Annotated in this window: 14 protein-coding genes; 7 read left to right on the forward strand and 7 right to left on the reverse strand. The window is 44.5% G+C overall.

Annotated features, from left to right (window positions below; all coding sequences use genetic code 11):
* Positions 1–16 precede the first annotated feature (16 nt).
* The 6 genes from RJ41_RS06725 to serA all read left to right on the forward strand — a co-directional run bounded on the left by RJ41_RS06725 (position 17) and on the right by serA (position 6,574).
* Positions 17–913, forward strand: a complete 897-nt coding sequence (locus tag RJ41_RS06725; protein ID WP_039218556.1) for a ribokinase — start codon at positions 17–19, stop codon at positions 911–913.
* 22 nt (positions 914–935) lie between these two features.
* Complete coding sequence (locus RJ41_RS06730; protein WP_014980008.1) at positions 936–1,877, forward strand: nucleoside hydrolase; 942 nt, start codon at positions 936–938, stop codon at positions 1,875–1,877.
* A 66-nt stretch (positions 1,878–1,943) separates the two neighbouring features.
* Positions 1,944–3,572 (forward strand): ATP-binding protein, encoded by a 1,629-nt coding sequence (locus RJ41_RS06735; protein WP_039218559.1) that lies wholly within the window; start codon positions 1,944–1,946, stop codon positions 3,570–3,572.
* Positions 3,573–3,605: 33 nt separating this feature from the next.
* Positions 3,606–4,253: a 5-formyltetrahydrofolate cyclo-ligase gene (locus RJ41_RS06740; protein WP_240485750.1), complete on the forward strand. Its 648-nt coding sequence runs from the start codon at positions 3,606–3,608 to the stop codon at positions 4,251–4,253.
* A 90-nt stretch (positions 4,254–4,343) separates the two neighbouring features.
* Positions 4,344–5,000, forward strand: coding sequence for a ribose-5-phosphate isomerase RpiA (gene rpiA, locus RJ41_RS06745; RefSeq protein WP_039218561.1), 657 nt, complete (start codon positions 4,344–4,346; stop codon positions 4,998–5,000).
* Positions 5,001–5,344: 344 nt separating this feature from the next.
* Positions 5,345–6,574 carry a phosphoglycerate dehydrogenase gene (gene serA, locus RJ41_RS06750; RefSeq protein ID WP_039219172.1) on the forward strand — a complete coding sequence of 410 codons (1,230 nt, stop codon included), beginning with the start codon at positions 5,345–5,347 and terminating at the stop codon, positions 6,572–6,574.
* 118 nt (positions 6,575–6,692) lie between these two features.
* On the opposite strand, the gene RJ41_RS06755 is transcribed toward serA, so the two are convergent.
* The 7 genes from RJ41_RS06755 to RJ41_RS06785 all read right to left on the reverse strand — a co-directional run bounded on the left by RJ41_RS06755 (position 6,693) and on the right by RJ41_RS06785 (position 15,193).
* Positions 6,693–7,451, reverse strand: coding sequence for a DUF481 domain-containing protein (locus tag RJ41_RS06755; protein ID WP_039218562.1), 759 nt, complete (start codon positions 7,449–7,451; stop codon positions 6,693–6,695).
* A 213-nt stretch (positions 7,452–7,664) separates the two neighbouring features.
* A complete protein-coding gene (locus tag RJ41_RS06760) occupies positions 7,665–8,468 on the reverse strand; it encodes a DUF481 domain-containing protein (RefSeq protein ID WP_039218564.1) in 804 nt (267 codons plus the stop codon).
* 135 nt (positions 8,469–8,603) lie between these two features.
* Complete coding sequence (locus tag RJ41_RS06765; RefSeq protein ID WP_039218566.1) at positions 8,604–9,428, reverse strand: HDOD domain-containing protein; 825 nt, start codon at positions 9,426–9,428, stop codon at positions 8,604–8,606.
* Positions 9,429–9,449: 21 nt separating this feature from the next.
* Positions 9,450–9,740 carry a DUF1289 domain-containing protein gene (locus tag RJ41_RS06770; protein WP_039219173.1) on the reverse strand — a complete coding sequence of 97 codons (291 nt, stop codon included), beginning with the start codon at positions 9,738–9,740 and terminating at the stop codon, positions 9,450–9,452.
* A 179-nt stretch (positions 9,741–9,919) separates the two neighbouring features.
* Positions 9,920–10,630 (reverse strand): SIMPL domain-containing protein, encoded by a 711-nt coding sequence (locus RJ41_RS06775; RefSeq protein WP_039218567.1) that lies wholly within the window; start codon positions 10,628–10,630, stop codon positions 9,920–9,922.
* Positions 10,631–10,793: 163 nt separating this feature from the next.
* Positions 10,794–13,916, reverse strand: coding sequence for an efflux RND transporter permease subunit (locus tag RJ41_RS06780; RefSeq protein WP_039218569.1), 3,123 nt, complete (start codon positions 13,914–13,916; stop codon positions 10,794–10,796).
* On the reverse strand, positions 13,916–15,193 hold the full coding sequence (locus tag RJ41_RS06785) for an efflux RND transporter periplasmic adaptor subunit (RefSeq protein ID WP_039218571.1): 1,278 nt from the start codon (positions 15,191–15,193) through the stop codon (positions 13,916–13,918). Before RJ41_RS06785 ends, RJ41_RS06780 begins: the two co-directional genes overlap by 1 nt.
* A 384-nt stretch (positions 15,194–15,577) precedes the next feature.
* Between RJ41_RS06785 and RJ41_RS06790 the strand changes: the two genes are divergently transcribed.
* Entirely contained in the window at positions 15,578–16,648 is a 1,071-nt protein-coding gene (locus RJ41_RS06790) for a LysR family transcriptional regulator (RefSeq protein ID WP_039218573.1), read from the forward strand.
* Positions 16,649–16,654: the final 6 nt, after the last annotated feature.

Here is a 16,654-nt window from a genome sequence, read left to right on the forward strand (position 1 = left end):
TTCGACGGAAGAAGAAATGGCAATAATAAATTTTGGCTCTATCAATATTGACCACGTTTACCAAGTAGAACACTTTGTGCAGCCTGGTGAGACGTTGGCCTCTACCCATTATCAAACCTTATTAGGTGGTAAGGGTGCAAACCAGTCTATTGCTCTAGCGCAAGCAGGTGCAGACGTAAGACACGTCGGCAGCATTCACGAAAACGACGCCTCATTTAAACAAGCTCTTATTAAGAAGGGCGTTGATTGTCGTGGCGTAAAGTGCTCAGAAGTTCCTTCAGGTCACGCGATTATCCAAGTCACGCCTAGCGGTGAAAACGCCATTGTATTATTTGGTGGTGCTAACCAAACCATTACCGCAAAAACCGTAATGCAAGCGTTAGACGATACGCGTCCTTCAGATTGGGTATTAACCCAAAATGAAACAAGCAGCATTGAAGAAGTACTTCGCCAAGCGAAAGAAAAGCAGCTTAAAGTAGCTTTTAACCCGGCGCCTATGAGCGAGTCGGTTAAGCAGCTTCCGTTAGACTGTGTAGATTTACTTATCGTAAATGAAACCGAAGCTGCTGCGATTACCGGTAAAGAAGAACTTGAAGATATTGTGACAGTGTTCAAAGAGCAATGGTCACACAGCGAAGTTATTATTACACTAGGTAAAGCGGGTGTAATGATGCTGCGCAAACATGAAGTTGTAGAAGTAAAAGCATTCTCTGTAGACGCGGTAGATACCACCGCAGCCGGTGACACCTTTATCGGTTATTTCCTGTCTGCATACAGCAACCACACCGATGCTAAACAAGCATTGCGTCGCGGGTGTGCAGCTTCAGCCATTGCGGTAACCCGCGAGGGCGCAGCGCAGAGTATTCCAACACAAAAAGAAGTGGATCGTTTCTTAGCGAAACACGCCAACTAGCAAGACGCACTGAGATAAATTGATGGCACATAAGATCATATTAGATACGGATCCGGGGATTGATGATGCAATGGCGATCTTTTTCGCCTTTCAATCTCCAGATATTGAAGTACTTGGCTTAACTACCGTTTACGGTAACGTTCCAGTAACAATGGCTGCGCAAAACGCACTAACACTTTGTGAAATTGCAGGTAAAGATATCCCTGTAACTAAAGGTGTTGGTATGCCGTGGGTTGGCCCAGAGTCAACGTACGCACACTTCGTACACGGCGAGCACGGCTTTGGTCATATTAAGCCTGAAGCGCCTAAAACCGAGCTTGACCCACGCAGCTCTGCGCAGTTTATCGTTGATATGGCGCGTAAATACCCTGGCGAAATCACCATTGTTGCTATTGGTCCACTAGGTAACTTGGCACTTGCACTTCGTCTTGAGCCAGAACTGCCTAAGTTGGTAAAAGGCGTTAGCATTATGGGTGGCGCAGCGTTTGTACCAGGTAATGTTACGCCAGTGGCTGAAGCGAACATTTGGAACGATGCACATGCAGCAGAAATCGTTTTCGCAGCAGACTGGGAACTGACCATGTTTGGTTTGGACGTGACAAACTTCACGCCTTTCTCGCCAGCCTTTGTTGAAAAGCTTGAAGAGAAAAACAATACCCTTGGTGGTTTTGTGAAAGAAAGCGCCCAGTTCTACATGGATTTCTACTCGCAAAACCGTGAAGATCGCGTGTGTTTCTTCCACGATGCATTCCCGATTGCCCACCTTCGCCACCCTGAGCTATTTGAACTGACTGAAGGTCACGTTCGTGTTGGAACAGGGACACTAGATAGAGGGCAAACTGTAGTTGCACCTAAAGGTACAACACCTAGCCCGCTATGGAATGAAGCAAATACCATAAAGGTAGCGACTAAAGTTGACCACAAAAAGCTGGAACAACTATTCATAGACACCTACGCTCTATGATATGTTTAAGGGATTGTTAATACACAATCCCTTTTTTATTTACAGCTAGGTTTAAACTCAACGGTTATGAAAGCGGCGCCCCTCCCTCAAAATGAAGACGAACGTCTTGCCGAACTACTCAGCTATGACGTGCTTGATACCGAAGCTGAACAACTCTTTGATGACCTGACAGCGCTCGCTTCGCAAATTTGCGAAACCCCTATAGCACTTATTAGCTTAATAGACCCTGATCGCCAGTGGTTCAAATCACGAGTGGGGTTGGATGCTGAAGAGACGTCCCGGGAAATTGCTTTTTGCTCTCATGCGATTTTGCAAGAAGAAGTGTTCGAAATTTCTAACGCCACATTAGACCCTCGATTTCATGATAACCCTTTGGTAACTGGCGCGCCTGATATTCGCTTCTATGCTGGTGCACCACTCATCACCCCATCGGGACACGCAATCGGTACACTTTGCGCCATTGACCGTAAACCTAAAACACTGACAGAAGCGCAGAAAGCATCACTTCAAACCCTAAGTAAGTCGGTAGTTGCGCATTTGGAACTGAAGCGTAAGAACCGAGAACTAGAGCGCACTAGTCAATTTAAATCAGACTTTCTTTCTTACGTAAGCCACGAAATTAGAACACCGCTTAATGCCATAAATACGTTTAGTCAGTTGCTTGAAGGCGAAACCCAAAAGTTAAATTTACCCTCGTCATTTACCACCCCGCTTTCTCATGTAAGCCAAAGCGGTGAAAGGCTTTTAGAAATAGTAAATTCTGTTTTAGATATAAAGCAGATAGAAGCGGGGAAAATGCGTGTGATGCCACGCGCGGTGAATACCAAAGACTTTTTCACCCACTTATTTTCGCTTACTAAGATCCGCGCTGAAGACAGCGGTATCGTATTTAGCACCAGTATTGATAACGCTATGCCCGACTCGTTGTTTTTCGATGACACCAAATTTGGTCAAGTTGCGCTTAACTTGCTGTCGAATGCGATTAAGTTCACTAATCACGGCAAGTCAGTAAAAGCGCAGGTAAAATACAAAAGCGGCAAGGTAATATTTAATGTCATTGATCAAGGCATTGGTATTAGCGATGAAGACCAAAAGCGGCTTTTCACACCTTTCGAGCGTATGGAAAATGCGCATCAGATTAGTGGGACCGGCTTAGGCTTAAATATATCTAAGCGCCTTGTAGAGCTCATGGACGGGTCTATTAAAGTCAGCAGTAAGTTGAACTATGGCACTCGCATAAGCGTTACTTTACCGGCCGACGCGTTGAGTGCAAATCAGTTCGTTGAATCTGAACCACGCAGTTTCGTGGCGCAAGTCAACGTTAGCCACTCCGCGAATGTTTTAATGGTTGAAGACCACTATATAAACCAAGTAGTTATTCAAACCTTATTCGAAAAACTCGGCGTGTCTCTCTCTGTAGTGAGCACTGGCGAAGAAGGCGTTGAGTACGCCAAGTCTAATCCTGTGGATTTAGTTCTTATGGATCTTAACCTTCCTGGTATTCAAGGCGATGAAGCAACAGCCCAAATAAAGGGGTTCAAGCCAAATTTGCCTATTGTCGCATTAACGGCGGATGTGATAACTCAGCCAGAACATTTGCGTGAGCAAGGCCTTGATGATGTCTTGACCAAACCCATTGAGAGTAGTGAATTGGTTCGTGTACTTAATCACTATTTAGGTGAATCTGATCGTTAACTTTTTGGTTTAAAGCGAGTAAGGCCTTCAATCATGCAGATAAACGTTTCACAAGAAAGCATGCAAGCTCGCGCACAGCTGCGGAAAAAGCTTCGCGTAGCGCGCCGTGAGTTATCTAGTGAACAACATGAGGATGCTGCAAAACGCATAGTATTACAACTCAATGCCCTGCCTTTTCTCAACGAGGGCACAACAATAGCGGGGTATTTAGTTAACGACGGCGAAGTTAATTTAAAGTACTACATCAATTCTGTTTGGCAGGCTTCAAGCAAAAAAAGATTCACACTTCCTGTACTACACCCTGTATGCAAAGGGCATCTACTTTTCTTATCTTACAAACCAAACACCCAGCTTATTTGGAACAAATACAACATTGAAGAACCCGTGTTGGCTTGTAAAAACGTTGTTCCTGTTACGCAATGTGATGTTATTCTTATGCCGCTTGTAGGCTTTGATAATAAAGGTAATCGCTTAGGCATGGGGGGGGGGTATTACGATCGTACATTAAGCTTCACTCAGCGCCAAATAGGTTCTCATTCGCCTCCCAAAAAACGGAGGCCAAAGTTGGTAGGCATTGCCCACGACATTCAAGAAGTAGATGCTCTACCTATTGCACCGTGGGATGTGCCGCTTGATGCTATCGTAACACCCACGCGCACCCTGCATTTTACTAACTCGTGATAGTCATTATAACAAATTGAATATACGAACTTGTGGGTTCATGTACGCTTATACGATACACTTGCGAACACAATAAGTCGGAGAATGACCATGGATCAGAACGCAAAAAAACAAGCCGTAGCCAAAGCAGCCATCGAATATGTTGAAGCAGATAGCATTGTCGGTGTGGGTACAGGCTCTACCGTGAATTTCTTTATTGAAGAACTCGGTAACATTAAACATAAAATCGAAGGCGCAGTATCAAGCTCAGAAGCATCTACCGAGCGTTTAAAAGCCCTAGGCATTGAAGTGTTCGAGTTAAACGAAGTCAGCAACCTTTCAGTTTACATCGATGGGGCTGATGAGGTTACTGAACACAAACATATGATTAAAGGTGGAGGCGCAGCACTCACTCGCGAGAAAATTGTAGCCGGCGCCGCAACTACTTTTGTGTGTATTGTTGATGAAAGCAAGCGTGTGCCTGTATTGGGCTCATTTCCACTACCGGTCGAGGTTATTCCCATGGCTCGCTCTTTTGTAGCCCGTGAACTGGTAAAACTTGGTGGCGATCCTGAATACCGACAGGGAGTAGTGACAGATAACGGTAACGTTATTTTAGATGTACACAACCTTGAGATTCTTAATCCACGCGAACTGGAACAAAAAATAAATAATATTCCGGGCGTAGTGACTAACGGTATCTTTGCGCTAAGAGGCGCAGATATTGTACTAAGTGCCACAGAAAGTGGTGTTGAAACCTTTAAGTGATAGCTTGGCACGGCGTATAGTACGGTGAAAAGCTATACAAAATACTGCTTTCAACTTAATGCGTTTTCTGTTAATTTCCGTTTAGACGTCTAGATGTCTTTAGTGAGGTGCGAGGCGTTTTAACGCTTACGCTAACTAAGGTTCGCGTCATTAGTAGCGAAAGCAATCAACGCGATTATAAAAGCTTGGTAGCAGTTTTGCTAAAGCAAGGCTTCAGAGCAGCGTAGTGATGCACATTACCGCACAGGTTATACAAAGCTACGCTTTTAATACTTGTACGTTCAGTTAGTCTTGGATTGGCGATGCAAGCAAACCAAATTACATCAGTGAGAGATAGCGAGTTCATGAGCAAAGTTTCATTAGAGAAGGATAAAATCCGAATTTTGTTGTTGGAAGGTGTTCACCAAAGTGCTTTGGAGACACTAAAAAGCAATGGGTATAGCAACATTGAATTTCTCAAAACCTCACTTCCTGAAGATGAGTTAATTGAGAAGATAAAAGACGCCCACTTTGTTGGTATTCGCTCGCGTACCCAAATTACCGAAAAAGTGGTTGATGCGGCGCAAAAGCTTGTGGCTATTGGCTGTTTCTGCATTGGCACTAACCAAGTTGATCTTGACGCCACACAACGTCGCGGCATCCCGGTATTTAACGCCCCGTTTTCTAATACTCGTTCGGTTGCTGAACTGGTTCTTGGGCAAATTATTCTTCTACTTCGTCAAGTACCAAGCAAAAACGCCAAAGCCCATCGTGGTGAATGGGAAAAAACTGCGGTTGGCTCTTACGAGGCTCGTGGAAAAACCCTTGGCATTATTGGCTATGGTCACATTGGTACTCAGCTAAGTATTCTTGCTGAACATTTAGGTATGCGCGTTCAATTCTTCGATATCGAAGACAAACTTGTGTTGGGTAACTCTGCCCAGGTGAAGTCACTGGAAAAACTGCTTAATACCTCTGATGTGGTATCGCTACACGTGCCTGAAACGCCTCAAACACAAGACATGATTGGCGAGAAAGAACTGTCTCAAATGAAAAAAGGTAGCATTTTAATTAACGCTTCTCGCGGTACCGTCGTTGATATTGACGCGCTTGCAAAGGCATTGGAAAGCGGCCACCTTAATGGCGCAGCAATTGATGTATTCCCAGTAGAGCCTAAGTCTAATACTGAAGAGTTTGAGTCACCGCTTCGTGCGTTCGACAACGTTATTCTTACGCCACACGTGGGCGGAAGCACACAAGAAGCGCAAGAGAACATCGGAATTGAAGTGGCAGGAAAACTAGCGAAATACAGCGACAACGGCTCTACGCTATCAGCGGTTAACTTCCCTGAAGTATCGCTGCCTGAGCACACCGGTCGTTCACGACTGCTTCACGTACATAGAAACCAACCGGGTATTCTTACCCAAATTAACCAAGCGTTTGCAGAAAAAGGTATTAACATTGAAGCCCAGTATCTACAGACCAACGCGGAAATTGGTTACGTGGTTGTGGATGTTAAAGAAGACCGTGGCTATGAAGCATTGGCAGAGCTTCAACAAATTGATGGCACAATTAAGACTCGCATTCTTCACTAAGAAGCCTTGTTTGTAGCCTAAACAAAAAACGCTGCACTGTGTGCAGCGTTTTTTTATGCTTATCATTTTACTTCGATATTTTGAAGGGCCTATTGACCTTTAAACAAATTAGTTCGGCTTAGAAGAAGTTGTAAACTAGGCTTACAGCAGTTTCAGTATCAAGCTTTTCTACATCTTCATCAACGTTGGTGTTGTGGTCTAATTTAAATGAAAGGCGCATAGAAAGGTTACCGCTAATGGTAGCCGTAAGCGCAGATTCGGCACGTGACTTAGTGTTGTCAGCCCCCACTTCCGTACTCACTGTTTGAGTGAATTTAGCAGTATCAGAAATCTTCCAAGAATATGCTGATGATGCACGAACAATCATGCTATCAAGGTTTTCACCGTCTTGAGTTTCAATAAAAGAATAACCCGGACCGATTGAATATTCTAAGGTATGGCGTTTGTTTTGAAGAACCTTTTGGTTCCAACCCGCAGCTACAGTAGCCTGGTAGTTAAAGTTGCTGAACCGGTCATCTTCATAAGATGCGAATCCGAATAAACGGTTATCTGGGTTGGCGAGTTTGTAGTTACCCTGCGCTGAACCGAAGAACTTCTGTGCAGAAGTAAATTCGATATCTTCTTGCTCGCCTGCATCATTTTCTTGTTGAACAGTTTCCTGTTTGTACAGACCTTTTAAAATGTAGTCGTTACTCCACTTCTCAAGTTCTTGATGCGCTTGAATACCTGCGCTGATAGATGTTGTTTCAGTGTTACCTGATGTAGAGATAAAACCTAGCTCACCTTCCATTGTAAAAGGCTTCACTTCATCGTCTTGAGCGAAAACAGCCGGAGAAAGAGAAATTGCAACTAGAGATGCAAGCACTTGCTTTTTCATTGAACAATCCTATTGATTATCGGTCCATTCGTTGTACGCGATACCTTTTGAACTGCAAGGCGGTACAACACGAGTTTAAAAAGAAGTCTATTTAGTAATGCACCAGAGGAACTGGTATCACAAACAATGGTGCGCAGTGTACATTTTCAAACCTCTCAGTCAATGAGAACGCGGCAAAAAGCCTATATTCGACTATTAATTTACACTAATTGACTAAAAGAATTGATAGACCAGCGCTACCGATGTTTCTGTGCTTAACGCCGCGACATCTTCAGGAGTGTCTGTTTCGTGATTTAATATGAATGATAATTTCATTGCCAATGATCCAAACACATTGGCAGAAAGCGAGGTTTCTGAGCGAGATTTTGTATTTTCTTCGCCGGCCTCTGTACTAACGAATTGTCTTAATTTTGCACCCGAGCTCCAATGATATTTATACTCGGCAGACGCTCGCACTATAATGCCGTCATTCACAAGGCTCTCGTTGTCTTCTTCCGCTTCAATAAAGGTATACCCTGGCCCGACACTATAACGAAATTCGCTATCTTCATTTCGCCACACGCGCTGTGACCAACCCGCAGCAAGTGAAGCACGGTGTTCATAACCGGTAAACTGATCGTCTTCGTAATCGCCATACATGAAGAGGCGTCGTCCCGGCGTAAGAAGTTTATAGTCGAATTGTGCGCTCGTGAAAAAGCGCTGTGCGCTGATATCGCGCTCTGTGGTCGGCGTACCACTTTCTTTATAAAGCAGTTCAGCAAAATAAATACTGCTCCAGTTTTCGGTTTCGTGGTCAGCGTTGACCGCCGCTTTAACGCTTGCTGCAGACGTGTTGCCTGTATTAATTAAAACACCGAGCTCTCCGTCTAATGTAAAACGCGGTATTTCATCATCGGCGTCGGGAGTAAAATCTGCATGATAAAGCGTTTCAATAAGATCCCTCGCGTTTGCAGATAAACACACGCCAATACAAATGGCACCTACAACAACACGTGGCCGGAAGATTTTTCTAAACATAATCTGATTTTACGTCGAGCTATTATAGTTATTAGATTACGTCTATTCGAGACGCACGTAATACCAATCCTCTGGGAGAGCTTTACTCTGATTTACAATATAAAAGTGCGGTGACAGAATTGATGCACTGAAAGCTCAGTGAATAAGCGACACAATTTTTGCTGTTTCTTGCTCAGCATATTCAATTGAATTACTTATCACTTCCATGTCGAGACTTACTGTATTGGCTATTTCTGGCGTAAAAAGTTCAATGTCAGCATAGTTTTCTTTATCAAGTTGACTAAGTGTTATACGACTTGCAATTGCAAGAACACATACATCAACGTCAGAAGTATATTTTGCTGCATCGTTCATAAATGATACGGGATAAAAAAGACCAATCGGTAAGTGCCATTTTTCAAGTATGATACCGCTGCAATGTGCAAAGGTAAAACCGAAATGGGTCAGTTGCTCAATATGTGGCAAGTCACTCTTTTTCCCATTTCGGTAATTGTCATAAAGCTTAGGCTCTTTCTTCGCAACAATGAGCTCGCTAAGGTTTTGCAAAATACCCATCACGAAAAAGCGTTCGGCGCCACGAACATTCAGCCGCATGGCTAGACTCTTCGCCACCATCCCGCAATAAACAGAAGCATGCCAGTGCTTGTCTAAATCAATTAGCAATGTATCAAAATGCTTAAACGCAGTGGTTGCAGTTTCAGCAATAACCAAATTATAAAGGGCTTCGCCACCGATTACATTTATGGCTTTTGTTACAGATTCGATTTGAGAGGGGAAACGAAAAAGCGAACTATTGGCCAGGCGTAACACCTTAGCAGTGAGAGAGGGGTCGGCACTGATTAGTACAGCGATGTCTTCAATACTCGAACGAGGATTGTCTAGCGTTGAGCGTAAGCGCACGCAAATTTCGGGTAGCGTAAATGATTTCGCAGCATACGAAACATACTTTTCTAACGGCATTAATAAATCTCAAACTCTTTTTTAACGACTTTCAGGCGGCTCATCGAAAAGAGAAAACTGTTGTGCCGCCTCCTCGCCCTTCAGTGCTTGCGTTTTGCGTAATTTTGATAAAACTGCATTTTTACGTCGTACACACGCACTAATTATCTTTCTTTTTGTTGCATCATCAACTTTAAGCCAATAAAGGCGCTCATCACGACTTCTATAGCAGCCTTTGCAGTACCCTCTTGGACCAGACTCGCAGACACCTACACAAGGACTTGGGATTTCAAAAAATTCAAGCTGCTTAGATTGCGCTTTGAGATCCGTCATTTCAGGCTTACCACCCTTAGTCAATGAGCTTTAAGTGCTTGAGAATACTCGGCACTATCCTAAATTAAAACGCATATAGGCGAATCTAGCCAGTAGACATTAGCAGTAATCTAATACATAAAGTGCACAAATGCGCGTTCTACTCAATATTGCGTGAGCGTATTAGCATAGCATGAATATTAGTCAATAAGGGTATATTCGATGGTAGACACCACGCGCACTTTCTTTATATGTGGATGATGACTATCGCGACTAGAAATACTGAACTGCCCTTGGTTAGCGCGCTTAATTTTGCCCAACGTACTTTTTGAATCTTTGGCAAATTTTTCCGCCACCTCTCTCGCATTGAGCGTAGCTTCTTCAATCATTTCCGGCTTTACTTCGTTTAAGCGGGTAAATACATAATCGGGCTGAGCGCGGTAGCTTTGGTCTGATAATACGATACCCGTTTTAATTAACTCCCCAATTTGCTGCATAAGCGCTCGCACCTTTTCAACATCATTTGAAAAGACAGTAACGGTTTGAATGGCACTGTAGCGAAATGGCGCTTTTTCACTACTTCCGTATTGTTGCGCCAATTTGTCATTTATTTCAGGCTTTCCAATAGTAATGCTTTCTGCTGATATGCCCTTATCTTCTAAAAAGTTAGCCACCTGAAGGCTATTCTTTTCGATATGTTCATACAGTTGAGGTAAGTCGTTGCCCGCGTCGACAAATTGAATAGGCCAAATAACCTGATCAGCAATGTATTCTCGCTCTGACAATCCTTTTACGGTTACTACTCTATCCCACGTTTGCATATCGTTCATGGCAGAAGACACCTGAACACCAAGCAAAGACACAGCAACCACCATGCCCATCGCCATTACTATCGCCGCACCTATTTTCATTCGAATCTCCATTCTTTCTGTTTTCAACAGGATACGAGCGAATATAAGCTTTTCGGTTTCACAAAACGAGATAAAAGCTGACCAATGGTGGCAAAAAAAAGGCCACTCAAATGAGTGGCCTAAAGAGCCCCTTAAGAGGGCAACGCTTGGGTAGACGGGAGAGTTAACCTTTACGCTGTATCAGGTAATAAAATACCGGAGTTAAGATAAGTCCAAATACGGTAACACCAATCATGCCTGAGAATACTGCCACACCCATGGCCTGACGCATTTCAGAGCCGGCACCGGTTGATACCGCCATTGGCAGTACACCCATGATGAAAGCAATGGACGTCATTAGTATTGGACGAAGACGTAAGCGACTTGCTTCTTTAATGGCTGAAAGCGCGTCCATCCCCTTGTCTTGTAGCTCTTTTGCAAACTCGACAATAAGAATGGCGTTCTTCGTTGCAAGGCCAACCAGTACAATCAGACCTATTTGGGTAAAAATATTGTTGTCGCCCCCATAAACTTGCACACCAATAAGTGCGCTCAGCAAGGTCATGGGAACAATCAATATGATTGCCAGTGGCAAACGCAGGCTTTCGTATTGCGCAGCCAGTACTAAGAACACCAAAAGCACAACTAATGGGAATACAAACGCTGATGCATTACCCGCTAATATTTGCTGATAGGTGATCTCAGTCCACTCGTAAGTCATGCCAAGTGGTAACGTTTCAGCCAGAATTTCTTCAATAGCCGCCTTCGCTTGGTCAGAAGAATAACCTGGCGCTGCTGCACCGCTTATTTCAGCGGTGACGTATCCGTTATAGTGCATAACACGGTCAGGGCCTGCACTGTGCTCAATGTTCAAGAATGAGCCAAGCGGGATCATCTCACCTTGTGCATTACGCACTTTAAACTGCGTAATGTTCTCAATATCCTGACGGTATTGGGCATCAGCTTGTACATTTACTTGGTAAGTTCTACCGAACAAGTTGAAGTCGTTCACGTATAACGAACCTAAGTAGCCCTGCATGGTGGTAAACAAGGTATCGATGTTTACACCTTGGCTTACCGCTTTTTCACGGTCTACATCTACATCGAGCTGAGGTACAGCAACAGTGAAGCTGGTAAATGCATCGGTAAGGGCTGGGTGTGCCCACGCTTTGCCAATCACTTCTTGCGTTACGCGCTCAAGTTCTTCAAAGCCTAGGTTTCCTCTGTCTTCGACCTGTAAACGGAAACCACCAATCGTGCCTAACCCCATTACTGGTGGCGGCGGGAATATCGCCACAAAGGCACCTTTTATAGACCCAAAGTTCTGGTTAAGCTGGGCGGCAATGGCGCCACCAGATAGATCAGGCGTCGTTCTTTTATCAAAGTCAGTCAGCGTTGCAAACAACACGCCTGAGCTTGGGCTATTGGTAAACCCGTTAATATTCAAGCCAGGGAATGCAATCGCATCTTCAACACCAGGGTGTTCCATAGCAATACGAGACATTTCACGGATCACTTCTTCAGTTCTGTCTAAGCTTGCTGCATTAGGCAGTTGAGCAAAGGCCACCAAATACTGCTTATCCTGCGGCGGAACATAGCCTGTTGGTGTATTGGCAAACTGGAAGTAAGTGAGCCCTAGCAGACCCGCGTAAAGCACCATGATGACACTGCTCTTGCGGATAAGCCCACCCACCGCACCGGTGTAACGCTTTGAGTTGCGGTCAAAGAAACGGTTAAACGGTGAAAATACAAAGCGGCCAAACACTTTATCCATTAAACGGGTTAACCAATCATTCGCCTTACCGTGAGGTTTCAACAGCAATGCAGATAATGCAGGGCTAAGCGTTAACGAGTTAATTGCAGAAATTACCGTAGAGATAGTAATTGTTAGCGCAAACTGCTTATAGAACTGCCCGGTAAGCCCGCTCATGAAAGCAGTAGGTACGAATACCGCCGCAAGCACCAGTGTTGTGGCAATAATAGGACCGGTTACTTCTTTCATTGCCTGTACGGTGGCTTCAAACGGCGCTTTGCCTTCAGAGATATTACGCTCTACGTTTTCGACAACAACGATAGCATCGTCCACAACAATACCGATTGCCAACACAAGACCAAACAGCGACAGTGCATTAAGCGAGAAGCCCATTAACTGCATAAAGGCGAACGTTCCCACAAGTGAAATAGGTACTGCAACGAGTGGGATAATAGACGCACGCCATGTTTGTAAGAACAGTACAACAACAAGTACAACTAACAATACGGCTTCAAGAAGTGTACTAATTACCGCTTCAATCGAACCGCGAACAAATACGGTAGGGTCGTAGGCTATTTCGTATTCAAGGCCTTCAGGGAACGCCTTTGACAGTTCCGCCATACGAGCGCGAACGTCATCTGAAATTTGAATTGCGTTAGAGCCTGGTGCTTGGAAAACCGGCACCGCTGCAGCAGGGTTATTGTTAATAAGTGAACGAAGTGCATAAAACTCTGAACCTAGTTCGATACGCGCAACATCTTTAAGACGCGTTATTTCACCATTCTCACCCGACTTAACAATAATATTTTCAAATTCTGCTTCATCTTTTAAACGGCCGCGCACATTTATAAGCAGCTGAAATTCGCTGGTGCCCGTAGGCTGTGCGCCTAGGCTACCTGCCGCCGCTTGCTGGTTTTGATCGGCTATAGCTGCTGCCACATCGCCAGGGTTTAACTGGAGCGCAGCCAGTTTGTTGGGGTCTAACCACACTCTCATGCTGAACTCACCAGCACCGAACAGGCGCACTTGCCCAACGCCATTGATTCGCGCTAGCTCGTCTTTAACAAACTGATCGGCATAGTTTGAAAGATAAAGCATGTCATAACGATTATCAGGCGACGTCAGGTGCACAACCATGGTTAAATCTGGTGACGATTTTTCAGTTACCACACCTAGGCGCTGCACTTCTTGAGGTAAACGTGGCGTAGCGCGATTTACACGGTTTTGTACCAACGTTGTAGCTTCATCTGGATCAGTGCCAATGGCAAACGTAATTGTTAGCGTCATACGGCCATCACTGGTTGCCTGTGATGACATATACAGCATGTTTTCAACACCGTTTATCTCTTGCTCTAGCGGCGTTGCAACTGTTTCCGCGATAACTTCTGGATTTGCACCAGGATAATTCGCAGTTACCACCACGGTAGGCGGCACTACTTCTGGGTATTCAGTGATAGGCAGTTGCCAGACAGCAATTGCACCACCTATAAAAATAAGTAGGGAAAGCACGCCCGCAAAAATTGGGCGGCTAATGAAAAACTGCGAAATGTTCATTACTTAAGACCTGCTGTTGCTGTACCTGTGGCAAATGAACCACCAGATAAAACATCCTCAACCTGCGCCATGTTTTGGGTTACTTGTGTTGCGTTATCAACACGTGACTGCCAGCTAGATAAGTTTGCCAGAGCATCTTCATCACCCATAGGCACTTCGTTAGCGGCAACTTGGGCACCAGGGCGAACGCGCTGTAAGCCATCAACCACAATGGTGTCGTTTACATTCAAGCCGCTTGTGATGATGCGCATGCTGCCCACTTTGTCGCCTAGCTTAACCGCACGGTATTCCACTTTACTTTCGTCGTTTACAACCAGTACAAACTTATTATTAAGATCTGTGCCGATAGCTTTTTCTTTAATAAGAATGCCCTGTTCATCGGTGTCACCTGCCAATTTTAAGTGTGCAAATAATCCCGGAATTAAACGACCTTCTTCGTTATTAAATACGGCGCGAACGCGAAGTGTGCCGGTGCTACCGTTAACCTGGTTGTCGATGAAATCAATTTGACCCCAGTGGTTATAATCAGACTCGTTAGCAAGGCGCATCGCTACTGGCTGTTCATTGACTGCGGTAGACGCATTGTTATCGCTACCTACGTAGTTCAGATACGTCTGCTCATCAATATCGAAATACGCATACAATCGGTCGGTGGAAACGATGCGGGTGAGTTCAGTTTGTCCTGCGGTAACAAAGTTACCTTCAGTGATGTTTGCGCGAGAAATACGCCCAGAAATAGGTGCTTCAACACGAGCAAAGCCACGATTTAGGCGCGCTACTTCAAGTGCGGCTTGCGTTTGATTTAAGCTAGCAAGCGCTTGGTTTTTCTCAGCTAAACGAGCGTCAAGAACTTCTTCAGAAACCGCCTGAGTTTTACGAAGTTTGAAAGCACGGCTATAGTTTTGCTCAGCCAACTGAACGCGACTTTTGGCTTCTTCAAGTTGTGCAGTCAGTCGATCAACTTCTGCTTTAAACGTGCGGTTATCAATTAAGAATAGAGTTTGCCCTTGTTCGACATATTCGCCTTCGTCAAACGCAACAAAGTCAATGTAGCCCGACACGCGAGGACGAAGCGCTACAATTTGCGGAGACTCTAAACGGCCTGTAAAATTATCCCACTCGGTTAAACGCTGAGACACTACCGTTGCCACATCAACAGGAACACCAGCATTTGCGCTAGCGCTCATTGATTGACTTGGATCCTGCTCGTCACCACCGCATGCAGCGACAAGCGCAGTTAGGCTTACTATTGCCAATAAACGGGTAAAAGTTTTCATTGCAAGATTCTCTTAAAAATTAAACTAAAGTTTGATGCCGCGCATTATGCACATCCCCAAACAATAAAAATAATTATCTTTTTATATGAAACACATCACATGATGTTATATATTGAGAATAGCTCCCGAAGGAAAGGGCTTTTTTTTAAATTAAGAAGCGTTTTGCTACAGAGCAAACCAAAAAATCTATAGGAAAAGCCGAAACTTAAGTAAATAGTGGGCTGCGGCGTTGAAATGTATCAGTGTCGCTCGTCTCATTCATATGGAAAGTAAATACTTTTCGCTATAACCTATAACTAAACTATGTCAGTTGAATTACATACAAAATTACTATTGATTGATAAATCGGTAGATGAACGTACCTAATAGACAGTAGAGAAAACAATGCGCCCACATGATTTAAATTTGTTGATGATTTTTGATGCCATCATGACAGAGGGTGCCATTACCCGCGCAGCTGATAGGTTATCAATGACGCAGCCGGCGGTCTCTAATGCGCTTTCACGCATGCGCACCGCTTGGAATGACGAACTATTTGTTAAAGATGGACGTGGTATTCAGCCTACCTCATTTGCTAAAAACTTATGGAGCCAAATTCAGGGGCCATTAGGTGAGCTCGAAGTTGCCGTTAACCCAACTGACTTTAACCCTGCAACGGCTAAACGTACCTTTCGTATAGCAGCAACTGACAGCATTGTCTCCATGGTGTGGGGACCGCTTCGCAAAGTTATTGAAAATGAAGCGCCAGGAATTAATATCCATGCCATTCCTAATTACGACATGGAAACCGATAAAATACTCAAAGATGCTGAAGCAGAACTCACTTTCTCTAAATATCAGGAGCCAGGCTCTGTTATTCGCGCAGAACATGTATTAGATCCCAGTTGGGTGGTGGTAATGCGCCCCGATCATCCATTAGCAAAGTCTCAGTTAACGCTGGAAGACTTCATCGCGGCAGATCACCTTCTGGTTTCCGTTACCGGCGACGTGACTGGCCCTACAGATCAGGTGCTAGCGAATTTAGGCCTTAAGCGCCGCGTGGCGATGTCAGTAAACCAATTTTATAACGCCACACCGTTATTAAAAGAGAGTAATCTGATTTGTGTTGCCCCTTCTTTGGTAATGGAAAAAGAAATATTTTCCGGCGAACTAGCGGTATTTGAGACACCAGTGGAGATTATAAGCTCGCCACTGTCGGTTATGTGGCATAAGCGGCAAGACCAAGATGCTGGATTGCAGTGGCTTAGAGGGTTGGTTGTTAAATTTATTCGCGAGCGCGTACAGCGCCACGAAATGCTGCTTTCTCAATGCTGTAGGAAAGCATACTGTGCAGAAACCGTTAAACGTTTTATGGATCAGCGTAATATGGATTGTGAAGCGTTCACGCCCGCGCACTTACAAACACCAAGTAACGATGAAGAAACAAAAATCATAGCTGGCAAACAAACCGCTTAAGTCGTT

This window comes from Alteromonas marina (assembly GCF_000808575.1).
Classification (GTDB): domain Bacteria; phylum Pseudomonadota; class Gammaproteobacteria; order Enterobacterales; family Alteromonadaceae; genus Alteromonas; species Alteromonas marina_A.